The following is a 24,594-nucleotide window of genomic DNA, read 5'->3' on the forward strand; positions in this document are numbered from 1 at the left end:
CTTGAATGAGTCACGACCCGTCCACGAGGCCGGCATGCGCCCTTGATCGGCGCGCATGCCGGCCTCGTTCAGCTTAAATTTAGAATGATCATTCTAAACTCGCGTATAGAAGAGCCAAGAGGTGGCCACATTGAGACGGAACACACGGGCAGCGAAAACGGTGGACGCCGCGCCGAACGTTGAATGGTCGAGAGCCGACGCGCGTCGCAACCAGGTGCTGGAGGCGGCGGCCGAATGTTTTCGAAAAGACGGCTTTCGCGGCACCAGCATTCAGCGCATTTCGACCGTTGCCGGGATGAGCCCGGGCCACATCTATCACTACTTTGACAACAAGGAAGCGATCGTTGATGGCATCGTGCGCCGCTACACGGACGAGCGGCTGGCCATTGCCGACCGCATAGAACCGGCATCCGAAAGCGTTGGCGTGCTGCAGGCCGCGGCGGACCTGTTCACCGACGCCATGCAGTTGCGGCTGGGTCACGAACGCGCGTCGCTCGCACTCGAAGTGCTGGCCGAGGGCATTCGCAATCCCGCCATTGGCGCCGTGCTGCAACAGGCCGATGCCAGTGCCGTGACCCGTGTGTGCCATCGGCTCAAGGATGCGCCCGAGCTGCGGCCCATGACCGAGGCCGAGCTCAAGGCGCGCCTGTCCGTCATCCACACCTTGCTCGATGGATTGACCGTGCGTACCGCAGTCGACCCCACGCTGGACATGGCCACCATCGCACCGGTCATGGCCGAGGTCGTCCGCTTCGTACTTCAGGGCCTTGCCGCGCCCGATCCGGAATCGCCGACAACGGCGGGTCCGCCCGTTTGACCCGGGCAAGAATTGCGCATGTGCTTCTTGCCCTTACCAGGATGACGCAAGAAGCCAACGATGTCCGACTATTCCCTTCCCAACGCCTTGCCGCGCGTTTCGCGGCGAACCGTGCTGTTCGGCGGCGCCGCGCTGCTGGGCAGCTATCTTGCCGGCGCCTCGCTGCCGTCCTTGGCCTTGCCGGCTTCGGCGCGGCCCGCGCCCGATCCCACGCAACTGGCGCGCTTCATGCGCCTGTCGAACCTGCTGGTCAATCACCGGCTCGACCCGCGCGTGGGCGCGCGCATCCTGCAGACAGCGGCCAGCGATCACGCCGACCTGCAGGCGCTGACCGACGAACTGATCGGCATTGCCGAGCGCAAGCAGGCCACGATCGTTGAAGACTTCTTCGATGACATTCCCGACGGCAAAGCCAAGGATCTGGCGCACTGGATCATTTTTGCCTGGTACACGGGCGTGTCGTCGGCCAAGCCCACCGCCACGGTCTTTACGTTCGAACAGGCGCTGACCTTCCAGACCACGATCGACGTCGTCACCATCCCGTCGTACGGCATCTCGGGCCCCAACCAATGGCGCCAGGTCACCGTGCCGCTGAGCCCCCTGCCTCGCTTCTGAGCGCCCTCTTCCGGAATAACCCATGACTCAACCTTCCTCCGCCGATGTCGTCATCGTCGGCACCGGCGTCGTCGGCATCGTCATTGCCGAAGAGCTGCTGGATGCCGGCGTCTCGGTCCTGATGCTCGAAGCCGGCCCCCGCGTGTCCCGCGCGCAGATCGTTGAAAATTTCCGCAATCTGCCGCTGGGCCTGAAGGGGAGCGCGTCGTCGTCCTACCCGCCAAGGCCCTGGGCGCCGCACCCGATGCCGCCCACCGGCAATCCCGACGATACGTATCTGCAGCTGACCGGTCCGGACTCGTACGACCAGACCTTCATCCGCTATGCGGGCGGATCGACCTGGCATTGGGCCGGCACCTGCTGGCGCATGACGCCCGACGACCTGCGCCTTCAGTCCCTGTATGGCGTGGGCCGCGACTGGGCATTCGACTACGACACGCTCGAACCGTACTACGTCCGCACCGAATACCGGCTGGGCATCTGCGGCCCGTCCGACCCGGCGCTGCAATGGCCGCCCCGGCGTTCGAAGCCCTACCCGATGGGACCGCTGCCCTTCAGCCCGGGCGAACAGCGCTTTACCGAGGTTGTGAAAACGCTGGGCTACACCAACATTCCGACCGCGCAGGCCCGCAACAGCGGCGTGCCCTACGACGAACGGCCGGCCTGTTGCGGCAACAACAACTGCGTGCCGGTGTGCCCGATCGGCGCCAAGTACGATGGCGCCACCGCGCTGGCCCGGCTCGAAGCCAAGGGAGCGGTCATCCTCAGCGACGCGGTGGCCTACCGCGTGGAAACCAATGCGCGGCAACAGGTGGAAGCCGTCCACTATTTCGACCAGAACAAGGTCAGCCACCGCGTGACCGGCAAGCACTTCGTGCTGGCCTGCAATGGCCTGGAAAATCCCAAGCTGCTGCTGATGTCGGCCGACGACCGCAATCCCAAGGGCGTGGCCAACCGCTCGGACCAGGTCGGCCGCAACATGATGGACCACCCGCAACTGGGACTGTCGGTCACCCTGGCCGAACCGTACTGGTCGGGCGTCGGCCCGGTCGTGAACAGCGGCATCATGGAAACGTCGCAGGGCGCGTTTCGCAGCGAACATGCCGGCGCGTACTTCCGCTTCAACAACTTTGCCCGCAACCGGTTCGTCACGTTCAACGCGCTCAAGACCGGCCTGGTCGGCAAGGCGCTGGACCAGGAAATCCGCCGCCAGACAGCCTGCACGGCCGACATCATCCTGGCGCACGAAATGCTGCCGCATGCCGACAATCGGTTGACGCTGTCCAGCAAGAAGGACTGGCTGGGCCTGCCCAAACCATCCATCCACTACGACGTGGGCGACTACGTGCGCAAGTCGGCCGAGCAGTATTCACTGCCCATCGGACGCACAATCGCGGCCGCGATGGGCGCGACCGACGTCAAGGTCACCCCAAAATTCAATCAAAGCAAACACATCATGGGCGGCACCATCATGGGCAACGATCCCGGCAATTCGGTGGTCGATCCCGACTGCCGTTCGCACGACCACGCCAACCTGTTCCTGCCGGGCGGCGGCGCCATGCCCAGCACCGCCTGCGGCAACAGCACCATTACCATGGTGGCGCTGGCCTTCAAGGCCGCCGACGCGCTGGTCAAACAGGCGAAGGGGGCGTGATGCGACGTTCGTACATAGGGTTATCGGGATCAAGCATCTCGCTCGTGGCGCTGGCGCTGATGACGGCAACGATGGCGACCCACGCTGCGGATCCCTCCGCAGCCGCGCCTGCTCTTGCTGCGCCGGTGAATCGGTCCGTTGCCGCTTCTGCCGACCCGGCCATGATCGATCGTGGCCGCTACCTGGCGACGGCATCGGACTGCATCGCGTGCCACACCACGCACCACGGCAAACCCATGGCGGGCGGCCTCGTCATGTCGTCCCCCGTAGGCGACATCGTCTCGACCAACATCACGCCCTCAACCACCCACGGCATCGGCAACTACACCGAACAGCAGTTCTCGAACGCCGTGCGCAAAGGCGTACGGGCCGACGGCGCGCACCTCTATCCCGCCATGCCCTACCCGTCCTACGCGGTGATGACGGACCAAGACATCCACGCGATGTACGTCTACTTCATGCACGGCGTGGACGCGGTCGACACCGAAACGGCCGCCACCACCCTGCCCTTCCCCATGAACCTGCGCTTCCTGATGACCGGCTGGAACCTGCTGTTCGTGCCCGACGCGCCGCTGGTTGCCGATGTCAACAAGTCGGAGGAATGGAACCGTGGCCGCTACCTGACCCTGGGCGCCGCGCATTGCAGCACCTGCCACACGCCGCGCGGCTTCATGATGCAGGAGCAACTTGGCAAGAGCCTGGCCGGTGCGCAAGTCGGCCCCTGGTACGCACCGAACATCACGCCCGACAAGGCCACCGGCATCGGCACCTGGTCGCAACAGGACCTGGTGACCTACCTGCGGACCGGCCGCGTCGAAGGCAAGGCGCAGGCAGCCGGGAGCATGGCCGAAGCCATCTCGTTCAGTTTCAGCAAGCTGACGGACGCCGACCTGAACGCGATCGCCACGTATGTGCGGGACGTGCCGGCCGTGCGAATGGCCGGGGCGGCGGGCGATGCGGCAGCCTCGGCATCGGCAGCCCCGGCATCGGCAGCCCCGGCATCGGCAGCGTCTTCTAAAGGGTCGGCGGATTCGGCCGCAGACAGTCCGGCAGCCTCGGCCTCGGAGGCCCCGGCACCGCACAGGTCGGCGGCAAGCACCCGCTTCGAACACGGTGCGCCCGCCAACGACCTGCCGGACTTTCGCGGCGAAGGCTACGTCAACGGCATGCAAGGCCGCAGCCCAGGCGGCCAATTGTTCTCGGCCAACTGCGCGTCGTGCCATGGCTACAACGCCCAGGGCACCCCGGACGCCTACTACCCCAGCCTCTTCAGCAATTCGGCCACCGCGGGCGCCAGCCCCAGCAATCTGGTCGCTACCATCCTGTACGGCGTGGATCGCAATACCCCGTCCGGCCAGGTGTTCATGCCTCCATTCGGCGGGCAACCCAACGCCTTGACCGCATTGAACAATGACGAGATCGCGCAGTTGGCAAACTACGTGTTCGACCACCACGGCGATCCGGCGCTGAAGGTGTCGGCGCAGGACGTCCAGCAGATCCGCGAAGGCGGCCCGCGATCCAACCTGGTGACGCTGGCGCGGATCGGCATGGCGGCTGGGGTTGTGGCGATCGTGCTGCTGGCCGCAATCGCAACGCGGCTGCGGCGCCGGCGGAAGCCGTCAGCACGCTGATCGTTGATGCGGGCAACGTCTTGGAGAGCCAACCCTGAACCCTTCACAGGGTTCATCAGCAGCACAACACCTTCTGTCAAGAAAAGCAAAGTTGGGTCGCCCATATGAATGCGAATGTAAATTACTCGCATTCACAGCTAGCGGCGTGTCGACGCACGTCGCTACCTGCCATTCGCTTTCATGTATTCCGGAGTGTTGTGTCATGCCTGTTCGTTACCCGGTCACCCGTATCCACCCGCTTGCGCTGGCGATCAGCATGGCCCTGGTATCCATGCAGTCCGTCGCCCAGACGCAACCGGCCAGGGTGGCGGCCACCGACCCCAAAGAACTGTCGGAAGTGCAGGTGCTCGGCACGGCCGAAGAAGAACTGAAACAAGCGCCGGGCGTCTCGGTCATCACCCAGGAAGACCTGGAAAAGCGCCCGCCTGCCAATGACTTGTCCGAACTGATCCGCACCATGCCGGGCGTCAACCTCACGGGCAACAGTTCGTCGGGCCAGTACGGCAACAACCGCCAGATCGACCTGCGCGGCATGGGTCCGGAAAACACCCTGATCCTGATCGATGGCATTCCTGTCAGCTCACGCAACTCGACCCGCATGGGCCGCAGCGGCGAACGCAACACGCGCGGCGACAGCAACTGGGTGCCGGCCGAAGCGGTGGAACGCATTGAAGTGTTGCGCGGCCCGGCCGCCGCGCGCTACGGGTCGGGCGCCGCTGGCGGCGTCATCAACATCATTACCAAACCGCCTACCGACAAGTACGCCGGGTCGGTCACGGTGTACTCGCTGTTCCCGGAACACAGTGCCGAAGGCGGATCGAAACGTCTCGGCTTCAACCTGAGCGGACCGCTGGCCGACAAGTTGTCGTTCCGCCTGTTCGGCAACGTGGCCAAGACCGAAGCGGACAGCCTGGCGCTGAACCAGCAGTTCGCCACCGGCATCACCCCCGGCCGGCCGGGAAGGTGTGCGCAATCGGGACATCAATGCCCTGGTGCGCTGGGCCCTGACCGACAAGCAGTCCATCGACTTCAATGCCGGCCTCAGCCGCCAGGGCAACATCTACGCAGGCGACCGCGCGGTCAGCACCGATGGCACGGCCGAAGCCACGCAACTCGCGCAGGCCGGCGCCGAAACCAATACGCTGTATCGCCGCACCGCATCGGTCACGCATCGTGGCGACTGGGGCGCCGGCCATCGTTCCCGCCTGACCTTCTCTTACGAAGGCACCGACAACACCCGTTTCAACGAAGGCTTGGCGGGCGGTCCGGAAGGCAGCATCCAGGCCGCGCTGCGAAAGTCGACGTCCGAACTGAACAACTACCTGGTCAACGGCGAATACAGCATGCCCTCGCAGCTGTTCGGCACCAGCCAGGTGTTCACCTTCGGCTTCGATCACCGGACGGAAAAACTGAACGACCCGTATGGCAACTCGCAGGCCGACAACACGGGGCAGCTGGTGAACGCGGCCAGCCGCAACGGCAAGGCCGACGCGTCGTTGACCGGCCTCTTTGCCGAAGACAACATCGCACTGACCGACACGCTGACCCTGACGCCCGGCCTGCGTTTCGATCACCACGACAACTTTGGCGCCAACTGGAGCCCGAGCCTGAATACGTCGTATCAACTGACCAATGAGATCACCCTGAAGGGCGGCATTGCGCGGGCGTTCAAGGCGCCGAATCTGTATCAGTCGAATCCGAACTACCTGTACTACACGATGGGCCAAGGCTGCCCGGTCAACTTCCCGAATGCGGGCGCCGGCTGCTACATCCTGGGCAATGCCGACCTGGCTCCGGAAACCAGCATCAACAAGGAAATCGGGATTGCCTACAACAGCCGCGGCTGGGTATCGGGGCTGACCTACTTCCACAACTACTACAACAACAAGATCGCCGCCGACATGTTCGACCAGGGCGCACCCATCGTCATCGGCGTGCCCGGCGCGCAGTCACAAGCCTTCCAGTGGTTCAACGCCGGCAAGGCCATCGTGCAGGGCCTGGAAGGCAACCTGACCGTCCCGCTGATCGGTGAACAAGGCAACGTCCTGAAGCTGATCAACAACGGCACCTACATGATCGAAAACGAGCAGAAGTCCACCGGACAGCCGTTGTCAATGATTCCGCGGTACACCGTCAATTCGACGCTGGACTGGACCGTCAACGACAAGGTCTCGGCGCAGATTTACGCCACCTTCTACGGCAAGCAGAAAGCCCGCACCCTGACACAAGCCGGCGCCGCGTCGACGGGAAATGCGTTGAGCGATCGCGGATCGTATTCGCTGGTGGGCCTGAGCGCTGGCTACAAGTTCAGCAAGTCACTGTCCTTCCGCGCCGGGATAAACAACATTTTTGACAAGCGCCTATTCCGCCAGAACAACAGCAGCGGCGCGGGCGCCAACACCTACAACGAGCCCGGTCGGTCGCTATACGTCACGATGACGGCTTCCTTTTAAAGCACAAGGCCGACCGCTCATGACGCGTGACACGTTCGACGATGCTGACGGCGCGCGGGCTGGCGCGGGGCAGGCTGCGGGTCGGACCGCACTCTCTGATGCTGCCCACGCGGACCCGTCCCGCCCGGATACCGCCCATGCCGTTGCGGCCTGCCCCGGCGCCGCCTATCCGGATTTCTTCCACCGCGAAATGACGCCGACATGGTTGCGCGCAGCAACCATCGCGCTTGGCCGCCAGACACCGCCGGACAACGAACCGTTCGTATGGATGGAACTGGGATGCGGCGCAGGCATGGGCGCCCTGCTCACCGCCGCCGCGCATCCCGATAGCCGCTTCATTGCCGTGGACATCGACCCGCGGCACGTGGCGGTCGCACGCGAACGCGCAGCCGCAAGCGGCGTCGACAACATCGACTTCGTTCACGCAGACGTCGCGGACATGGCCCGCGCAGCCGATGACGCCTATCCCCACTGCGACTTCATCGTGCTGCACGGCGTGTATGCGTGGGTCACGTCAGACACCCGCGCCGCGATCCGCAAGGTCATGCAACGCTGGCTCAAACCGGGCGGCCTGGTGTACGTGGCCTATATGAGCCACCCAGGTGCGTCAGGCCTGGCGGCGGCGCAACGGCTGCTGCGGCTGTCGGCAGAGGCAGCAGCCGGGGCGGCGGCCTCTTGTTCGGCAGCTTCAGGCACATCGTCTTCCAGTGCCTTACCGGCAAGCACGACGCCCTTTCCAGCGGCACGCACTTCGCAGGTCGAAACAATCGGCGCCGCGCACGCGGGACTTCGCCACGGGGTTGCGCTGCTCCGGCAACTGGAACGATCGGGCGCCGGCTACTTTATCGCCACGCCCGACATGGCGCGCCAGCTTGGTCATCTTGAACAGGAAGACGATGCCTACCTTGCCCATGAATTCATCAGCGCCGACTGGCAGCCCCTGCATGTCGCCGACGTCATGCAGGACTTCGCCGCCATCGGCTGCACGTACATCGGCAGCGCCACGCTGATCGAAAACATTGACGCGATATCGATTCCCGCGCGCGTGCAACCCATGCTGCGCGGCGTCCACGATCCCGCGACAGCCGAAACCCTGCGCGACCTGGCCCGCAATCAAAGCCTGCGGCGCGACATCTATCAGCGTACGGATGATGGACAAGATCATCGACTTGCCGCCGACGCCCATCGCGCCCGGCTGCTGAACCAGAACATTGCTGCCCTGCCTGGCGCACCCGAGCACGGACCGCTGCAACTCGACACCCGCATCGGCGTCATTGAAGCGCCCCATGCCTGGTTCACGCCCCTGCTTCGGGCTCTGTCACTTGGCCCCGCGAGCTACGCCAGCATCGCCCGACAGGCGCCTTACTCGGCGCAGCCCGGGTTTCTGAACCAGGCGTTCCTGACACTCTTCTGGGCACGGTGCGCGCATCCTTTGCCCACGCCGACCACTCCAACAGCCAACATCGCGGGCGCATCTGCGGACACGGCGCGATGGCAACGAGCCTGGCAACTGAACGCCTGGCTCGGCGAACAGCCCGGTCCGAGGCATTGGCTGCTTGCGCCCGCGCTTGCCACCGCGCTCGAGGTGCCTGCCTGGCAAGCCGCCGTCGGCCATACCTTGATTGGCCAACCCGCCCTGCGCAGTGCCGCGCTTGCGTCACGGCACCCGGACATCGATCCGGCAACCCTGGCGGCCTTCGAGGCCGAGGTGCTGCCCCGGTGGACACAGTACGGCGTCGTGCCGGACACGGCGGCCACGGCAGCGCATTTACCAACTCCGTAAGCGATCGATCCCGGTCATCCTTCGTCCGCCGGCGTGGCATGTGCCTGCCCGACACGCGGCATGCGCCAACCAAGGACGCGACCGCCCTCTACGTGGCGGTCAATTCCTTCAACACCGCATAGAATTCGGCGAAGCGCGCCTTGCCTATCCGCGCTTCCCACTCCTTCTCCACGTCGTGCACGGCGCTACGCTGAATCTTGGCCACTGCCCAGCCCCGTTCCGTCAACGAAATGCGGCGTGCAGTCGTGCCTTCTGCCGCGACCCGCTCGACATACCCCATCTCTTCCAACTGGACCAGCAGGTAGTTCATCGCCTGCTTGGTCATGCCAGCCCGCTGCGCAAGGTCGATCGGTCGTTCGTTCTCGGGCGGCGGAAAGCGCAGCACCTTGAAATGCGCGACCTGAATATCGGCGTAGCCCGCTTCAACAAGGGCATCAAGAATGCGCTGCTCGACATACGACAGGCCGAAACGCAGCCGCGCCCCGATCAAGGGGTCATCGGGATCGGGATCCTCGGGAAACCGAGAAGTCGAAGATGATTGTATTTTTGCATGCATTTGGTAAAGTCACTTTACCCTAAATATGTCAGGAGTTCCACGATGACCACGCATGCCATGCAGCAGGCCGCCACGGGGCGCGGCGACCTGATCACCATCGGATCGCTATCAATGCAGTTTCTGGTGGACGGGCGGCACACGACCGGCCACATGGCCATGGCCGAGATGGTCGTCCAGCCGCAGGCCAAGGTGCCACCGCCCCATCGCCATGTCGATGTCGACGAAACCATCCACATGCTGGAAGGTTCGTTGACCTACCGAGTCGACGGCGAGAGCCGCGTGCTCAACCCGGGCGACTATTGTTTTTCGCCGCGCGGCAGCGTGCATCACTTTTCGAACCCTGGCACTGTACCAGCGCGGGCGTTGGTGGTCTTTTCGCCCGCCAATATCGGGCCGGACTACTTCAATGAAGTCGCAGGCGTATTGGGCGCTGGCGGGCCGCCTGACCTGGCCGCACTAAAAGGCGTCATGCAGCGGCACGGCCTGGAACTGGCGATGTAAGCAGTTGTGGCAGTGCAGAAGGCGGCTTCTATGGACGCCTTGTTTTCGCGCTCGTCGAAGTAGCGATCGGTTACGCGGGACGTGGTGCGTAAGCCACTCGGCGGATGGCCCGCCACACTGGCTGCAGTAAATTGGTGTCATACGGATTTCTTGCCCGCACCATGAGCAACGCTCCCCAGTGGTCTACACGCACCATCAAACTTGACGACGGCCACCTGCTGCACGAATGCAGCATTCAGACGCCAACCGGCCTGACCCATTGCACCGGGATCATTTCCGACCGTCGCGGCCGCTTCACACGCCGCTTTGCGGCGACCGGACGTTCCTCATTTGAAGCCGCGCTTGAACTGTCCATGATCGCGCACGACACGCTGGACCGGGGCGACGCCCAGTTCTATTCAAGTCGCCGCGACTGACGGCTGGACAAACTTCACGGCGACCATTTTGCCGCTTTGTCAGCGATGGCCGATGTGTCGCTTTGCCCGGCTTGCGCAGTTTCACGCATCCCCAGTTTTTGCCATGACGCTTAGCATCTGACTTCCCGTAGACGATTCACGAGGAAGACGATGCGACACTGCTTGGATCAGACAGTGTTGCCGGCCGTTGGGGTGGCCACTACCGCCAGCACGGGTTTCTGGATAAAGCAGTGACTTACGACAATCGTCTGAAGAAACCCAACGACTATTTGCGGGACCGCCAGACCGAGATAGTTGGCGGCAAAGAGGTTTGCCGCTCGCGTGCAGAAAGTATAGGATTTAATCCTACACTTCCCAAAAGAGAGCCCACTATGCGCTCGACTCAACAATTCAGCATCACCTTGCCGAACGAAATGGCCGATGTGGTCAAAGCCAAGGTTGCCGCTGGCGAGTACGCGACCGAAAGCGAGGTCATCCGCGACGGCTTGCGCGCGCTCCTGGCCCGGGATCGCGCCATGGAATCCTGGCTGCGCGAGCAGGTCGTCCCGGCGGCTCAGGCACTCAAAGACGCCCCCGAGCGTGCGCTGTCGGCCGATCAGGTGCGAGAGCATCTGGCCGCGAAGCGCCGCAACCGCGCGAGTAAGGCGGCTTGAATTACTCCGTCCGGTTCGCGCCCCAAGCGATCACACAGCTCGACGCAATCGAAGCGTACATCGCGCACGCAGGTTCGCCGCACACTGCGGCCCGCTACGTCGACGCCATCGTCGCCTATTGTGAGAGCCTGACGACGTTTCCGCAGCGCGGCATCCAGCGCGACGACCTGCTGCTGGGGCTGCGTATCACGAACTATGGACGCAATGCCGTCATTGCCTTCATGGTCGAGGCTGATATCGAAACTGTGTCGATCATCGGCGTTTTCTACGGCGGACAGGACTATGAATCCCTTCTGCCGGACGTGTACGACGAATAAGCATCGTTCGTCACGCAGCGGCGCATGTCAGGCTTGCACCCTCATCGACGCCATACTGTAGTCGCCAGGAACGAGCCCGGGCGAAGAAGGCCAAGCTACCGCAGCTCCTGAACCGAATAGCTTCGCTGACCACATCACCGCGTCCAAGAACCTTGTACGAAGCGTACAAAAACATCCTGGAAAACAAAAAACCCCGAAATCCAAAGCAGGAGGATTTCAGGGTTTTTTCATTGACGGTCTTTAAAACCAACTGGCCGCCAAACAGGAATTGTTGGCGGACAGGGTGGGATTCGAACCCACGATACGTTTTCACATATACACGCGTTCCAGGCGTGCGCCTTCAACCGCTCGGCCACCTGTCCATGCTGGCGGCTTGGACGTGTCCCAGCCGCTAACAGCCGCGCAGTATATCAGATCCCCGGACGCCAATCACGCGTGAGTTTTTCGACGCACGGCGACGATGCGGAATTACACCCAAGGATGGCTCGGCACCATGGCTGCGCACCAGTGGACACACAGGACGCACGAAACGATGCAGCCTTGCAAGGCACCGATGCGAAAGATTTTAGAGCTTGCCTGACTCGGCAGAGACCACGCGTGACCGCTGAAGCCAGAAGAACACCAGCGCAGCAGAACAGGGAAAGTACAGGGGGAGTACAGCAGAGGAGATCAAACAACAGCAGGAAAATTATTGCACCGGCGGCCGATCTACTTATGGATCGGCCGCTCGGGCGTTTTGCTCTTCTAGTGACTGCAGGGGTTTGTCTCCTCCACTGCATAACGATATTCTGCGCCTGGATTGTGCGACTTACACTAGGTGTTGACCCCTATGTTGGTGCAAAATGCACCATCCTTTTGGTGGAAAACGCACCAGAGCTGTGCAGATTATCGCGCAAATCAGAGCGCTTTGCCTAGCTGATCCAAAATGGCGGGATTTTCCAGGGTGGAAACGTCCTGGGTCACCTCTTCTCCCTTAGCCACCACGCGCAGCAGCCGGCGCATGATCTTGCCCGACCGCGTCTTGGGCAGGTTGTCCCCAAAGCGGATGTCCTTGGGTTTGGCGATCGGTCCGATCTCGCGGGCTACCCAGGCTCGCAAGTCCTTGGCAATCTCGGCCGCTTCGGCGTCGTCGGGACGTGCCTTCTTCAGCACCACGAATGCCACGATGGCCTCGCCCGTCAGGTCGTCCGGCCGGCCCACGACCGCGGCTTCGGCTACGAGGGGGTGCGACACCAGGGCCGATTCGACTTCCATGGTGCCCAGGCGGTGGCCCGATACGTTCAGCACGTCGTCCACACGGCCCATGATCCAGAAGTAGCCGTCGGTGTCCCGGTTGGCGCTGTCGCCAGCCAGGTAGTACGTGCCGCCCAGTTCTTCGGGGTAGTAGCTTTTCTTGAAACGTTCCGGATCGCCCCAGATGTTGCGGATCATGGCGGGCCAGGGGCGCTTGATCACCAGGAAGCCGCCCTTGCCCAGTTCGACGTCCCCACCGGTCTCATCGACAATGGCCGCCATGATGCCGGGCAGCGGCGTGGTGCACGATCCGGGTTTGAGCGGCGTGACACCCGGCAGTGGGGTGATCATGTGGCCACCGGTTTCGGTCTGCCACCAGGTATCCACGATCGGGCAGCGTTCGCCGCCGACGTTCTTGTAGTACCACATCCACGCTTCGGGATTGATCGGCTCGCCGACCGACCCGATAACGCGCAGGCTGGACAGGTCGTATTTTTGGGGATGATGTTCGGGGCTGCCTTCGGCGGCCTTGACCAGCGAGCGAATCGCGGTGGGCGCCGTATAGAAGATGCTGACCTTGTGCTTCTGGATCATGTCCCAGAACCGGCCGGCATTCGGGAAGGTCGGCACGCCCTCGAACACGACTTGCGTCGCGCCGGCGGCCAGGGGGCCATACGCGATGTACGAGTGCCCGGTGATCCAGCCGACGTCGGCCGTGCACCAGTACACGTCATCGGGCTTCAGATCGAAGGTCCATTTGACGGTCAGGTGCGCCCACAGCAGGAAGCCGGCGGACGAATGCTGCACGCCCTTGGGTTTGCCGGTCGACCCCGACGTATACAGGATGAACAGCGGGTGTTCCGCATTGACGATGACCGGTTCGCACGTGTCCGACTGGCCGGCCTCGACGTCGTGCATCCAGACGTCGCGGCCTTCTGTCCAGTTGCCGGCAACGTCGGCGCGCTTGTAAACCACGACCTTGCGGATGGCGTCGCAGCCGCCCAGTGCAAAGGCTTCCTCGACTGCGGGCTTGAGCGGAATGGTCTTGCCGCCGCGCTGCTGCGCATCGGCCGTGATGACCAGCGTGGCGCCGACGTCAACGATGCGTTCCTGCAGGCTTTTGGCCGAAAAGCCGCCGAACACGACCGAATGCGTGATGCCCAGGCGGGCGCAGGCCTGCATGGCCACCACCGCTTCCACCGACATGGGCATGTAGATGATGGACCGGTCGCCGGTCTTGTAGCCCAGCGCCGTAAGGCCGTTGGCGAAGCGGCACACGCGGGCCAGCAGGTCGCGGTAGGTGACCTGGGTGATCTTGCCGTCGTCGCTTTCGAAGATGATGGCAACCTTGTCGCCGCGGCCGTTGTTCACGTGGACGTCAAGGCAGTTGGCCGACACGTTCAATTCGCCGTCGTCGAACCACTTATAGAAAGGGGCGTTGCTTTCGTCCAGGGTGCGCGTAAACGGCTTGGCCCACTGGATGTGTTCGCGCGCCAGCCGGGCCCAGAAGCCTTCGAAGTCGCGTTCGGCCTCGTCGCACAGGGCCTGGTAGCCTTCCGGCCCCGACACGTTCGCCTGGGCGACGAAGTCTTTACTGGGCGGGAACACCCGCGTTTCTGTCAGAACTGAATCGAGGTTGGCCATCGCCGCGTGTCCTTGTAGTCATTGTTGGAAGTGCGCCATGCGCCGCGCGCCCGGCATCTGGATGCGGGGCGTGTCTCGGCGTGCACGGCTCCAGTCGCTATTTTGCGACGCGACACCGTCATGCCGGAACGGTGTTAGCCATAGGTTACAGAAAGCGGGCCGAGTCCGTCCGCCGCGGCGCAGCATCCGCAAGCACCGTACAATCCCGCGCGGTAATCCAATTTCCTCAACAGGCAGCACATGTCAGACCCCAGCAAGCCTCGCTCCGAATTCAGCCCGCCCCGCGCGCTGCGCCCCTTGCCCAACCTGATTTTCATGAGCCGGTGGCTGCAGCTGCCGCTATATCTCGGGTTGATCGTGGCCCAGGGCGTTTATGTCTTCCATTTCTGGGTGGAACTGGTCCACCTGATCGAAGCGGCCTTCGGCAACCAGCACGCCATCGAACTGCTGGCCCAGGCCGTCATGCCCTTCGTGCCGGGCCAGACGCCCATGCCAGTGCCGACGGTCCTGAACGAGACGACCATCATGCTGGTGGTGCTGGGCCTGATCGACGTGGTGATGATCTCCAATCTGCTGATCATGGTGATCGTGGGCGGCTACGAGACCTTCGTGTCGCGCCTGCATCTGGAAAACCATCCGGACCAGCCCGAATGGCTGTCCCACGTCAACGCGTCGGTGCTGAAGGTCAAGCTGGGCACGGCGATCATCGGCATTTCGTCGATCCACCTGCTCAAGACCTTCATCAACGCGGCGCACTACGACAGCAAGACGCTGATTGCCCAGACCAGCATCCACATTGCCTTTCTGCTGTCGGCGCTGGCCATCGCTTACACCGACCGCCTGATGGCGCCCACCCACGAACGTATCCAGAATGGCGGCCACTGACGCATCGCGTTCGCCCCTCCTCTTTTTGTATCGACCCGGAGAGTTTGCATGACTACCGTCATCAAGGAAGAAGACCTGATTCAATCGATCGCCGACGCTGTGCAGTTCATCAGCTACTACCACCCGGTCGATTACATTCGCCACCTGGCGCGCGCCTACGAGCGCGAGGAAAGCCCCGCCGCCAAGGACGCGATCGCCCAGATCCTGACCAATTCGCGCATGTGCGCCGAAGGCAAGCGCCCGATCTGCCAGGACACCGGCATCGTCAACGTGTTCCTGAAAGTGGGCATGGATGTCCGCTTCGACAGCAAGTTCTCGCTGCAGGAACTCTGTGACCAGGGGTGCGCCGCGGCTATCTGAATCCAGATAACCTGCTGCGCGCCTCCGTGCTTGCCGACCCGCAATTTGCCCGGAAGAACACCGGCGACAACACGCCCTGTGTGGTCAACGTCGAACTGGTCCCTGGCAACGTCGTCGACGTGCAGGTGGCGGCCAAGGGCGGCGGTTCGGAAAACAAGTCCAAGTTCGCGATGCTGAATCCAAGCGATTCCGTGGTGGATTGGGTGCTGAAGACCGTGCCGCTGATGGGGGCTGGCTGGTGCCCGCCCGGCATGCTGGGCATCGGCATTGGCGGCACCGCCGAAAAAGCGATGCTGATGGCCAAGCAGTCGCTGATGGAAGACATCGACATGTACGAGCTGCTGCAACGCGGCCCGAACAGCAAGCTGGAAGAAATGCGGATCGAGCTGTACACCAAGGTCAACGCCCTGGGGATCGGCGCGCAAGGCCTGGGCGGTCTGACCACCGTGCTGGACGTCAAGATCAGCATGTTCCCGACGCACGCCGCGTCCAAGCCGATCGCCATGATCCCGAACTGCGCGGCCACCCGCCACGCGCACTTCACGCTGGACGGCTCGGGCGTGGCCCGCCTGGATCCGCCGTCGCTGGAAGAATGGCCCGATGTGAACTGGGCGCCTGACTACAACAAGTCGGCCCGTGTCGATCTGGATACGCTGACCAAGGAAGAAGTCGCCTCGTGGAAGCCGGGCCAGACCCTGCTGTTGTCGGGCAAGATGCTGACCGGGCGCGACGCCGCGCACAAGCGCATCCAGGAAATGCTGGCCAAGGGCGAATCGTTGCCCGTGGACTTTACCAACCGCGTCATCTATTACGTGGGCCCGGTGGATCCCGTGCGCGAAGAAGTGGTAGGCCCCGCCGGCCCGACCACGGCCACCCGCATGGACAAGTTCACCGACATGATGCTCGAGAAGACGGGACTGATCTCGATGATCGGCAAGGCCGAACGCGGCCCGGTCGCCATCGAATCGATCCGCAAGCACAAGTCGGCGTATCTGATGGCCGTGGGCGGATCGGCCTACCTGGTGTCCAAGGCGATCCGCAGCGCCAAGGTGGTTGGCTTTGCCGACCTGGGCATGGAAGCGATCTACGAATTCGACGTGAAGGACATGCCGGTGACGGTCGCGGTGGATTCGACGGGCACCTCGGTGCACGAAACCGGCCCCAAGACCTGGTCGGCCAAGATCGCGGGCATTCCGGTGGAAGTCGCGTAAATGCGGCGTTGAACGGTCTGGGAGGGCGCGCGATGCGCCGTCCCGTGCTGGCAGAAAAACGGACAGCATGCGCTGTCCGTTTTTTTGCCTGGTCTGGCATGGCGGAGCATGGTGGCGCCGTACCCCGCCTGCGGCCGGCGATCTGGTGTCCGGCAGACAAGTGCCTTGGCAGGGCGCGCCTTGTCGGAGGAGAAATCTGCGCGGTCGGCCCTGACGGGGGCCAACTCGGCAGGGCGCGCCGTGCCTTAGCCCTGCCTGGCCCGCGCGACCCGGAGGGCTTCGCCCCGGCGCATGTCGATGCGGGTCAGCACCAGCAGGCCGATCACGAAGAACACGCCGGTAATCAGGATTCCCAGACGATGATTGCCGTCGGTGATCCACGTCACCATCCCGTAGGTCAGCGGCCCGATGATGGCGGCCAGCCGCGTCGCAAACGTCCACAGTGCAAAGAATTCGCCCAGGCGCGTGGCTGGCGCCAGGGCGCCCGTCATGGCCCGGCCGGCGCTCTGGCTTGACCCCATGCACAGGCCGGCCAGGGCCGCGGCCGCCCAGAAGCCGCCGCTGGTCTGCGCGAAATAGGCCGTCAGGACCATGATGATCCAGCCGACCAGGGTGGCGCTGAGCGCGGCCCGGTGGCCGATCCGGTCCTGCACGAAACCGAACCCAAAGGCCCCTGCCGCCGCCGTGATGTTTACCAGGAAGACCAGCATCATGATCTGGGCCTGCTGGAATTTCATGACCTGCTCGGCGTACACGGCGGCCAGGGTAATGACCACCGCGATGCCCGCCTGGTAGAACACGCCGCAGATCAGCAGGTTGCGAAAATCAGGAAAGGCCTTGGTGGCGCGCCAGGAGGCGCCCAGTTGCCGCATGACGCCCATGAAGCCCAGGGCCTGGCCCGCCGCAGACGGTGGTGCGCCCAGGGCGCCCGCGGTGGCGGCGGCCGCGGCGGTCGTCGTTGCGGCGTGCGCTGGCGCGGTTGCGGAAGCCTTAGTGTGCGGTGGCGCCGACCCAGGCGCCGCGGCGGTCGCCCCGCCGGGCTGCGGTGCGGATCGCTCTTTCAGAAAAACGAAAACCGGCACCGCCGCGATCGCGAAGATCCCGGCCGTCAGCAACATCGTCAAGGGCACGAAATGCGCGGCCGTTCCGCCCGCCGCCTGCGACTTCATGACGACCAGCAGCGACAGACCGAGCGTCAACATCCCGCCGAAATACCCGAAACTCCACCCCCAGCCGGATACGCGCCCCAGCGCTTCGGGCCTGGCCAGCTCGGGCAGAAACGCGGCGATGACCGATTCCCCGATGCTGAAGCACACGTTGGATACGATCACCGCCGCGACACCCAGCCACAGCCCGCCCGGTCCCACCAGCGCCAGGGATGCCGTGGCCGCGATACAGCCCACGCTGCTGACCGCCAGCAGCCGCTTTTTGGCGCCCCGCGCGTCGGCCCAGGCGCCCAGGCCCGGCATGGCCAGCATGACGATCAGGTAAGACACGGACAGGGTGCCCGTCCAGGCCAACGTCGCCCACGACGCATTGCCCGCCACGACGCTCACGAAGTAGGCGTTGAATACCGCCGTCAACACCACGGTGGTGTAACCGGAATTCGCGAAGTCGTACAGCGACCATGCGAAGACTTCGCGTGGTCGCACGCCGGCATTGAGCGCGCCACGAAAGCGCGAAGAGGTCGGGGTCGAATGCATGGGGACGGCCCCGCTTGGGATAAAGGTAAGAAGGTACCTGAAAAGCGGCAAGGCCCGTCATGGACGCGCCGGGGCGATGCCGGTCCGGGGCATGACTGCCCGCGCCAGTGCATCCACCGCCACGCACGCCGCAGCGACGCACGCCTCAGCCACGCACGCCCGAGCCACGCACGCCTCAGCCACGCACGCCCCAGCCACACGCGCCGTGTCCACGCGCCTCCGAAGCCCCACGCCCCAGACGCAACGAACCCCGACCGCACCTGAACGCGCGGCCGGGGTTCGTTTTGCACAGCGCAAGCGGCCAGATGGCGCAGCTGTTGCCTTTGGCCGACAGCAGCAAAGCCGACCGTGGCCCGTCAGGCCAGGCTTACGCGCCCAGAGCGGCGATGCCTGCCTTGGCGATCTGGGCGTCTTCGTTCGACTTGACGCCGGACACGCCGACCGCGCCGATCGTCTGGCCTTCGACGATGATCGGCACGCCGCCTTCGAGCAGGCCGTCCAGCGGCGCCGACAGGAAGGCGGTGCGGCCATTGTTGACGATGTCTTCGTAGATCTTGGTTTCGCGTTGGCCGAGTGCCGCCGTGCGTGCCTTGGCGGGTCCGATCATCGAGGAGATCGGCGCGGCGCCGTCCAGGCGTTGCAGATTCAGCAGGTGGCCGCCGTCGTCGACGATGGCGATGGTGACGGCCCACTTGTTGGCCAGCGCTTCGGCCTCGGCGGCAGCGGCGATCTTCTTCACATCATCGGAGGTCAGGACGTGCTTGGTCTTCATGGAGGATCCTTGTTGGGGGGCTCGGTCGCCGCGGGTACACCGCGCGCGGGTCGGATGACGCGCAAATTGTAGGCCCTGTGCAGGCCGCTCTTTTGCACCTTCAACGCATAAGTGCATTGACCTGCTCGACAGCAGCCGGTATCTTAGCCACTCTTTTGGACGATTGACTTACTTTTGGTCACCCCTGACACGGCATGACACATTCCTCCTTCGTCCTGGCCTGGTGCCGCAAGCCCCTGCTCATCGCCGCGCTTGCCATGGTTTCGGGCCTCACGGGCTGCGCTACGACCGCTCCCACCGCTGGCGACGACGGCATCATGACCACTGCGCAACTGCGGGCCCGTCTCCAGAATCCGCAAGTTGCCCGCGCCACTGCCAACAAGCCGCTTCCCCGCTACCCCAACACCGCCTGGCAGGACCCGTTCGCTGCCGCGGCCGAAGGCATGCTGGGCCTGCCTGACACCGATATCGACCCTCGCGCCAACGCACGCGACCCGGCCATGATCCTGTCCGGACAGTGGCACGCGCCTGACAGCCTGCTTGCGCCAACGTCGGAACTGGCGTCGCAGGCGCTGGGGTATCTGGGTATCCGCTATCGGATGGGCGGCTCGTCACCCGATACCGGCTTCGATTGCAGCGGACTCGTGTCTTACGTGGCTCGCCAGGTGCTGGGCTTCAACCTGCCCCGCAAATCGGAAGAAATCAGCCGCATGGGCCAGAACATCGAACCATCCGACCTGCAACCTGGCGACCTGGTGTTCTACAACACCTTGCGCCGCCAGTTTTCGCACGTTGGCATCTATCTGGGTGAAGGCCGCTTCGTGCACTCCCCGTCCGCCGGGGGCGTCGTCCGTGTCGAACGGATGGATATGGCCTACTGGAAAGCGCGCTTCAATGGCGCGCGCCGGATCGCCGCGACCGTGGCATCTGTACCCTGATTTCGGCGGGGGCGGCGTCGGCACGGGCACATGGCTCGTTGCCCGCCGCGCCACACAACCCGCAGGTTTCCAGCGCCTGCTGCATCGCATACACTGACCGCCGGCACGCAACCACGCGAATGCCCGAGCGTTGTGCCGCCTGTCGGAACGCCTTCATGACGTTGTGACCAAGGAAATCGGTCAGCAGGATCAGGACCTCGGTGCCCGAGGGCAACTGCAACGTCTTTTTCTGATGGGACGGGTCGCGGCCACTGATGTGGTGCGTGATCGCGATATTGTGTCCTTTGAGCAGGTCAGGAATGTTCCCGAGCCGGTCTGCCCCGACGATGACAGCGCTGAGCGTCATGATGCCTCCGGTAATTGATACGAGCCAGATCAGATGATAATGATTCTCGTTATAGAGTCAACATGAATGAGACGAGTTCTCATTTGATTATCAAATCGACTTTGCGGACGGGATAGGAGAATCAGAAATCCGGCGCGCTTTCCAAGGAAGTATCATCGCCCGGTGGGGACGCGGGCAGACGTGGCGGAACGGCAAATGTCCCAGCGAACAGCTCCGGATGGACCAAAACGACCGCGTGTCAGGCCGGGGCCGGCCGCAACGCTTCCTGCACTACCTCGCGCGTGAGCGCCGGGGCCAGCAGTTCCACGAACGTGTAGACGTAATCGCGCAGGAAAATGCCCGATTTCATGCCAATCCGGCTGGTGTGCACGCCAAACAGGCGTCCGACCGGAATGCCGACCAGATTGGTATCACGCTTGGCGTCGTAGGCGACCCCCGCGATGATCCCTATCCCCATGTTCAGTTCCACGTAGGTCTTGATCACGTCGGCGTCGATGGCTTCGAGCACGAAGTCGGGATGCACGTCTTGCGAGCTGAAGGCCTGGTCGATCGCCACCCGGCCTGCAAACGCGCGGTCATAGGTGATCACCGGGTACTGAGCCAACTGCTCCAGCGTCAGCTTCTTGGATTGCGCGGGCGTCAGCTGGGCCAGCGGATGGTCTTTGGGCACCACCACGACATGTTCCCAGGTATAGCAGGGCAAGGTCACCATGCCCGGCGTCAGCGCCAGGGCTTCGGTGGCCACCGCCAGGTCGGCCTGTTCGTTCAGGACCATCTCGGCAAGTTGGCCGGGACTGCCCTGGATCAAAGACAGATGCACCTTGGGAAACAGCTGGCGAAAGGCCGGGATGACGATGGGCAGCGCGTAGCGTGCTTGAGTATGGGTGCACGCAATGGTCAGGCCGCCTTCATCGCGGCGGGCGAATTCATCGCTGACTTTCTTGAGGTTGTCGACTTCGCGCATGATGCGGTCGACGATCTGCGAGACGGCCTGACCTGGCTTGGTCAGACCCTTGATGCGCTTGCCATGGCGCTCGAAGATCTTGACTCCCAACTCGTCTTCCAGCTCGATGATGGCTTTGGAGACACCCGGCTGCGACGTGTACAACATGCGCGCCGCTTCGGTCAGATTGAAGTCGCGACGAACGGTTTCGCGGACGAACTTGAATTGCTGGAGGTTCATGGGTGGTGTGTTCTTATGAAAATCAGCGGGCTATGCCCAGTTGACTAAGATCATAAGGTAATAAGCGCCACCCGCTTAATTCTATTTGGCTATATGTAAAGTCGGGCCGTGCAGAAGGAGGGGCGGCGTTCAGCGGAGGGGCCGCGTCCGGCCCCCACCCCCACCGTTCAGGCTGTTGCAGCCTTGGGCGCGCGAAGTCGCATGCGGAAGTACATGAGAATGGCGGTCAGCAGCGCGACCGTGCCATGCAGCGCGATCAAGGCCACGAACACGTCGGCCCGCCCGTTGTTGACCCACGCCTTGGCCAGATTGACCATGTTCAGATAGAACAGTGCCACCAGCAAGGCGATCACGACGTCCCCCGAGCGGCCCAGGCGCGGGTTGACGGCCCCCAGCGGAATCGCCAGCAGGGCCAGGTTGATCGCCAGAAGCGGCAGGCTGACGCGCCACAGCAGTTCGCCGCGCGCCTTCAGGTCGGGGTCCCGCAGCAGGTCCATGGTAGGGCGAGACTTGGTCGACGGATCGTCGGACGCGGCTTCGTTCTTGCGTTCCATGCGCACGCCATACTTTTCGAAGCTCATGAGCCGGAATTCAGGGGACCCGGGCATCAGTTCATAACGATGCCCCGACGACAGCACCATGAAGCGGTCGCCATTGGCTTCCTCTTCGATCGTACCGGTGCCGGACGTGAGCACGTTCAGGCGGCCATTCTCGATCCAGCGCACGAACACATTGCCGACCTTGTCTGCCAGGTCGGTGGCCGATTCGACGAAGAACACCCGGTCGACGCCATTGGATTCCAGGAACTGGCCCGGCGTGATCTTGGCGACGTCGGACCGCGCTTCATACCGGTCGCGGTAATCGTTGATCTGGCGGTACGCCCACGGCGACGCGAACATGGTGAAGGCAGCCACCACCAGCGCGGTGGGAATGGCAAAGCGCAGAATCGGCTTGAACCAGTCGAGCAAGCTGAGACCGCTGGCGAACCAGACCACCATTTCGGACTCGCGATAGTTGCGGGTCACGGTGGTCAGCACGGCAATGAAGGCCGACACCGCGATGATGGTCGGCATCGAATTGATCGACGAGAACGCCGCGATGCCCATCACCACGTCCGCGCCGATGCGGCCCGCGGCGGCTTCGCCAAGCAGGCGCACCATGAGCACACTGATCCACACCACGACGAGCGTCGAGAACACGACGCTGCCATGGCTGGTGAGTTCGTCTTTGACGGAGCGCTGGAAAAGGGACAAGGGAATGCTTTGTGCGACGGATCCGCATCTGCGGGATAATTGGGAATCTCGCGACTACATATAGGAAGAATCGCGCATGGACTTTAGCACACAGACCTCGTCACCCGAGAAGATCAAAACGGCCGCGCTGGTCGTCGGCGTGTTCGCCGACGGCGTGCTGACACCGGCCGCCGACGTGGTCGACCGGGCGCTTGCGGGCGCCATTCGCGACGTGGTCAAGAACGAATTCAAGGCGCGCCCCGGCGAGACCCTGGTGCTGCGCAGCCTGACTGGCGTCGCCGCCCAGCGGGTCGTCCTGGTGGGCCTGGGTCCGCAGCCCGGCTACACGGCCAAGGTGCTGGCCAGCAGCTACCGCGCGGCGCTGCAGGCCGTCGTGGCCACCGGCGCGGCCGAAGCGGTGCTGACCCTGGCCGCGCTGCCGATCGAAGGGTGCGACGTGCGCACGCGCGCCCGCCTGCTGGCGATCGCGGCCGGCGACGTCACCTACCGGTACGACGGCACCTTCGGCAAGCGCGAGCCGGTCGTCCGTCCCAAGCTGGCCAGGCTGCTGCTGGCCGTGGACAAGGCCGACGCCAAGGAAGCCGAAGCAGGCATGGCCCAGGGCCGCGCCATTGCCAACGGCATGACGGTCGCGAAAGACCTGGGCAATCTGCCCCCGAACATCTGCACGCCTACCTACCTGGGCGAGACGGCCAAGAAGATGGCCCGGGCGCTCAAGTTCCGCGTCGAAGTGCTGGACCGCCGTCAGATCGAAGCCCTGAACATGGGATCGTTCCTGTCGGTGGCGCGCAGCTCTTACGAAGCGCCCAAGTTCATTGTGATGCGCTACGAAGGCAGCAAACTGGCGCCGCCCGTCAAGGCGCCGCGGGGCAAGGCTGCGGCCGCGGCTGCGGCGGCTGCCGGCGGCGCGGCGGGCAGCGCCAACGCGCCCGTCGTGCTGGTCGGCAAGGGCATTACCTTCGATTCGGGCGGCATTTCGATCAAGCCGGCATCGGGCATGGACGAGATGAAGTACGACATGTGCGGCGCGGCCAGCGTGTTCGGCACATTGAGCGCCGTGGCGGAAATGCAGCTGCCCATCGACGTGATCGGCGTGGTGCCCGCGTGCGAGAACATGCCGAGCGGCCGCGCCAACAAGCCTGGCGACGTGGTGACCAGCATGTCTGGCCAGACCATCGAAATCCTGAACACCGACGCCGAAGGCCGCCTGATCCTGTGCGACGCGCTGACCTATGTGGAACGCTTCAAACCGTCGTGCGTGATCGACATCGCCACGCTGACGGGTGCGTGCGTGACCGCGCTGGGCCACGTCAACACCGGTCTCTTCACCAAAGACGACGCTTTGGCCGATGCCTTGACGGCGGTTTCGCGCCAGGCGATGGACCCGGTGTGGCGCCTGCCGATGGACGACGAATACCAGGATCAGCTCAAGTCGAATTTTGCCGACATGGCCAACATTGGCGGCCCCCCGGGTGGCGCGGTCACGGCGGCGTGCTTCCTGTCGCGCTACGCCAAGGCCTATCGCTGGGCCCACCTCGACATCGCGGGCACGGCATGGCGCAGCGGCAAGGACAAGGGCGCCACCGGCCGCCCCGTCCCGCTGCTGTCGCAATTCCTGATCAGCCTGGTGTGATGCGCCGGGCGCCCTTCCCTGCCTGGACGGTCGCGGC

20 protein-coding genes, 1 tRNA gene and 2 pseudogenes are annotated in these 24,594 nt (G+C 63.9%); 15 read left to right on the forward strand and 8 right to left on the reverse strand.

Going from position 1 to position 24,594, the window contains the following annotated elements; genetic code table 11:
- The first annotated feature begins 121 nt into the window (after positions 1–121).
- The 7 genes and pseudogenes from ACNANG_RS06420 to ACNANG_RS06450 all read left to right on the forward strand — a co-directional run bounded on the left by ACNANG_RS06420 (position 122) and on the right by ACNANG_RS06450 (position 8,953).
- Positions 122–817 (forward strand): TetR/AcrR family transcriptional regulator, encoded by a 696-nt coding sequence (locus ACNANG_RS06420; RefSeq protein ID WP_420226487.1) that lies wholly within the window; start codon positions 122–124, stop codon positions 815–817.
- A gap of 60 nt (positions 818–877) precedes the next feature.
- On the forward strand, positions 878–1,432 hold the full coding sequence (locus ACNANG_RS06425; protein ID WP_420226488.1) for a sugar dehydrogenase complex small subunit: 555 nt from the start codon (positions 878–880) through the stop codon (positions 1,430–1,432).
- A 22-nt stretch (positions 1,433–1,454) separates the two neighbouring features.
- Positions 1,455–3,086, forward strand: a complete 1,632-nt coding sequence (locus ACNANG_RS06430) for a GMC family oxidoreductase (RefSeq protein ID WP_420226489.1) — start codon at positions 1,455–1,457, stop codon at positions 3,084–3,086.
- The gene (locus ACNANG_RS06435) at positions 3,086–4,717 is read left to right on the forward strand and encodes a c-type cytochrome (protein ID WP_420227466.1); all 1,632 of its coding nucleotides are present in this window, start codon (positions 3,086–3,088) and stop codon (positions 4,715–4,717) included. The genes ACNANG_RS06430 and ACNANG_RS06435 overlap by 1 nt, the downstream gene beginning before the upstream one ends.
- A gap of 271 nt (positions 4,718–4,988) precedes the next feature.
- A pseudogene (locus ACNANG_RS06440) lies at positions 4,989–5,384 on the forward strand (TonB-dependent receptor plug domain-containing protein); the annotation flags it as partial.
- A 298-nt stretch (positions 5,385–5,682) separates the two neighbouring features.
- Positions 5,683–7,170: a FepA family TonB-dependent siderophore receptor gene (locus ACNANG_RS06445; protein WP_420226490.1), complete on the forward strand. Its 1,488-nt coding sequence runs from the start codon at positions 5,683–5,685 to the stop codon at positions 7,168–7,170.
- Between the two features lie 19 nt (positions 7,171–7,189).
- The gene (locus ACNANG_RS06450; protein ID WP_420226491.1) at positions 7,190–8,953 is read left to right on the forward strand and encodes a class I SAM-dependent methyltransferase; all 1,764 of its coding nucleotides are present in this window, start codon (positions 7,190–7,192) and stop codon (positions 8,951–8,953) included.
- An 88-nt stretch (positions 8,954–9,041) separates the two neighbouring features.
- Here the strand turns inward: ACNANG_RS06450 and ACNANG_RS06455 are convergent, their stop codons facing one another.
- Positions 9,042–9,443 (reverse strand): MarR family winged helix-turn-helix transcriptional regulator, encoded by a 402-nt coding sequence (locus tag ACNANG_RS06455; protein WP_420226492.1) that lies wholly within the window; start codon positions 9,441–9,443, stop codon positions 9,042–9,044.
- 108 nt (positions 9,444–9,551) lie between these two features.
- Here ACNANG_RS06455 and ACNANG_RS06460 point away from each other — a divergent pair, with 108 nt between their 5' ends.
- The 4 genes from ACNANG_RS06460 (at position 9,552) to ACNANG_RS06475 (ending at position 11,396) form a co-directional block, all read left to right on the forward strand.
- Positions 9,552–10,010 carry a cupin domain-containing protein gene (locus ACNANG_RS06460; protein WP_420226493.1) on the forward strand — a complete coding sequence of 153 codons (459 nt, stop codon included), beginning with the start codon at positions 9,552–9,554 and terminating at the stop codon, positions 10,008–10,010.
- A 161-nt stretch (positions 10,011–10,171) separates the two neighbouring features.
- Positions 10,172–10,426: a hypothetical protein gene (locus ACNANG_RS06465; RefSeq protein ID WP_420226494.1), complete on the forward strand. Its 255-nt coding sequence runs from the start codon at positions 10,172–10,174 to the stop codon at positions 10,424–10,426.
- Between the two features lie 371 nt (positions 10,427–10,797).
- A complete protein-coding gene (locus tag ACNANG_RS06470; RefSeq protein WP_420227467.1) occupies positions 10,798–11,079 on the forward strand; it encodes a ribbon-helix-helix domain-containing protein in 282 nt (93 codons plus the stop codon).
- Positions 11,076–11,396 (forward strand): type II toxin-antitoxin system RelE/ParE family toxin, encoded by a 321-nt coding sequence (locus ACNANG_RS06475; RefSeq protein ID WP_420226495.1) that lies wholly within the window; start codon positions 11,076–11,078, stop codon positions 11,394–11,396. Before ACNANG_RS06470 ends, ACNANG_RS06475 begins: the two co-directional genes overlap by 4 nt.
- A 272-nt stretch (positions 11,397–11,668) precedes the next feature.
- Here ACNANG_RS06475 and ACNANG_RS06480 read toward each other — a convergent pair.
- Positions 11,669–11,758, reverse strand: a tRNA-Ser gene (locus ACNANG_RS06480).
- 535 nt (positions 11,759–12,293) lie between these two features.
- Positions 12,294–14,273: an acetate--CoA ligase gene (gene acs, locus ACNANG_RS06485; protein WP_420226496.1), complete on the reverse strand. Its 1,980-nt coding sequence runs from the start codon at positions 14,271–14,273 to the stop codon at positions 12,294–12,296.
- A 240-nt stretch (positions 14,274–14,513) separates the two neighbouring features.
- Here acs and ACNANG_RS06490 point away from each other — a divergent pair, with 240 nt between their 5' ends.
- Together ACNANG_RS06490 and ACNANG_RS06495 are read left to right on the forward strand one after the other, a co-directional pair.
- Positions 14,514–15,158, forward strand: coding sequence for a YqhA family protein (locus tag ACNANG_RS06490; RefSeq protein ID WP_420226497.1), 645 nt, complete (start codon positions 14,514–14,516; stop codon positions 15,156–15,158).
- Between the two features lie 48 nt (positions 15,159–15,206).
- A pseudogene (locus ACNANG_RS06495) lies at positions 15,207–16,729 on the forward strand (fumarate hydratase).
- 245 nt (positions 16,730–16,974) lie between these two features.
- Here the strand turns inward: ACNANG_RS06495 and ACNANG_RS06500 are convergent.
- Together ACNANG_RS06500 and ACNANG_RS06505 are read right to left on the reverse strand one after the other, a co-directional pair.
- Positions 16,975–18,432 carry an MFS transporter gene (locus ACNANG_RS06500; RefSeq protein WP_420226498.1) on the reverse strand — a complete coding sequence of 486 codons (1,458 nt, stop codon included), beginning with the start codon at positions 18,430–18,432 and terminating at the stop codon, positions 16,975–16,977.
- 367 nt (positions 18,433–18,799) lie between these two features.
- Complete coding sequence (locus ACNANG_RS06505; RefSeq protein WP_420226499.1) at positions 18,800–19,204, reverse strand: heme-binding protein; 405 nt, start codon at positions 19,202–19,204, stop codon at positions 18,800–18,802.
- Positions 19,205–19,704: 500 nt separating this feature from the next.
- Here ACNANG_RS06505 and ACNANG_RS06510 point away from each other — a divergent pair, with 500 nt between their 5' ends.
- On the forward strand, positions 19,705–20,142 hold the full coding sequence (locus tag ACNANG_RS06510) for a C40 family peptidase (protein ID WP_420227468.1): 438 nt from the start codon (positions 19,705–19,707) through the stop codon (positions 20,140–20,142).
- Here the strand turns inward: ACNANG_RS06510 and ACNANG_RS06515 are convergent.
- The 3 genes from ACNANG_RS06515 to lptF all read right to left on the reverse strand — a co-directional run bounded on the left by ACNANG_RS06515 (position 20,096) and on the right by lptF (position 22,924).
- Entirely contained in the window at positions 20,096–20,488 is a 393-nt protein-coding gene (locus ACNANG_RS06515) for a DUF2325 domain-containing protein (protein WP_420226500.1), read from the reverse strand. The two genes, ACNANG_RS06510 and ACNANG_RS06515, sit on opposite strands and share 47 nt — an antisense overlap.
- Before the next feature lie 238 nt (positions 20,489–20,726).
- Positions 20,727–21,671, reverse strand: a complete 945-nt coding sequence (locus ACNANG_RS06520; protein WP_420226501.1) for a CysB family HTH-type transcriptional regulator — start codon at positions 21,669–21,671, stop codon at positions 20,727–20,729.
- Between the two features lie 167 nt (positions 21,672–21,838).
- Positions 21,839–22,924: an LPS export ABC transporter permease LptF gene (gene lptF / locus ACNANG_RS06525; protein WP_420226502.1), complete on the reverse strand. Its 1,086-nt coding sequence runs from the start codon at positions 22,922–22,924 to the stop codon at positions 21,839–21,841.
- Between the two features lie 76 nt (positions 22,925–23,000).
- On the opposite strand from lptF, the gene ACNANG_RS06530 reads away from it, so the two are divergent.
- Positions 23,001–24,557, forward strand: coding sequence for a leucyl aminopeptidase (locus tag ACNANG_RS06530; protein ID WP_420226503.1), 1,557 nt, complete (start codon positions 23,001–23,003; stop codon positions 24,555–24,557).
- Positions 24,558–24,594 lie beyond the last annotated feature (37 nt).

The sequence above is a fragment of the Pigmentiphaga litoralis genome, from assembly GCF_048632615.1.
GTDB lineage: Bacteria > Pseudomonadota > Gammaproteobacteria > Burkholderiales > Burkholderiaceae_B > Pigmentiphaga > Pigmentiphaga litoralis_B.

Excerpts from the sequence above, each read along its gene's own strand:
- ACNANG_RS06490 (WP_420226497.1), top strand. The coding sequence starts at position 14,514 with ATGTCAGACCCCAGCAAGCCTCGCTCCGAATTCAGCCCGCCCCGCGCG.
- ACNANG_RS06430 (WP_420226489.1), top strand. The coding sequence starts at position 1,455 with ATGACTCAACCTTCCTCCGCCGATGTCGTCATCGTCGGCACCGGCGTC.
- ACNANG_RS06520 (WP_420226501.1), bottom strand. The coding sequence starts at position 21,671 with ATGAACCTCCAGCAATTCAAGTTCGTCCGCGAAACCGTTCGTCGCGAC.
- ACNANG_RS06460 (WP_420226493.1), top strand. The coding sequence starts at position 9,552 with ATGACCACGCATGCCATGCAGCAGGCCGCCACGGGGCGCGGCGACCTG.
- ACNANG_RS06530 (WP_420226503.1), top strand. The coding sequence starts at position 23,001 with ATGGACTTTAGCACACAGACCTCGTCACCCGAGAAGATCAAAACGGCC.
- ACNANG_RS06450 (WP_420226491.1), top strand. The coding sequence starts at position 7,190 with ATGACGCGTGACACGTTCGACGATGCTGACGGCGCGCGGGCTGGCGCG.
- ACNANG_RS06425 (WP_420226488.1), top strand. The coding sequence starts at position 878 with ATGTCCGACTATTCCCTTCCCAACGCCTTGCCGCGCGTTTCGCGGCGA.
- ACNANG_RS06470 (WP_420227467.1), top strand. The coding sequence starts at position 10,798 with ATGCGCTCGACTCAACAATTCAGCATCACCTTGCCGAACGAAATGGCC.
- ACNANG_RS06500 (WP_420226498.1), bottom strand. The coding sequence starts at position 18,432 with ATGCATTCGACCCCGACCTCTTCGCGCTTTCGTGGCGCGCTCAATGCC.
- ACNANG_RS06515 (WP_420226500.1), bottom strand. The coding sequence starts at position 20,488 with ATGACGCTCAGCGCTGTCATCGTCGGGGCAGACCGGCTCGGGAACATT.
- ACNANG_RS06465 (WP_420226494.1), top strand. The coding sequence starts at position 10,172 with ATGAGCAACGCTCCCCAGTGGTCTACACGCACCATCAAACTTGACGAC.
- ACNANG_RS06505 (WP_420226499.1), bottom strand. The coding sequence starts at position 19,204 with ATGAAGACCAAGCACGTCCTGACCTCCGATGATGTGAAGAAGATCGCC.
- ACNANG_RS06510 (WP_420227468.1), top strand. The coding sequence starts at position 19,705 with ATGATCCTGTCCGGACAGTGGCACGCGCCTGACAGCCTGCTTGCGCCA.
- ACNANG_RS06435 (WP_420227466.1), top strand. The coding sequence starts at position 3,086 with ATGCGACGTTCGTACATAGGGTTATCGGGATCAAGCATCTCGCTCGTG.
- acs (WP_420226496.1), bottom strand. The coding sequence starts at position 14,273 with ATGGCCAACCTCGATTCAGTTCTGACAGAAACGCGGGTGTTCCCGCCC.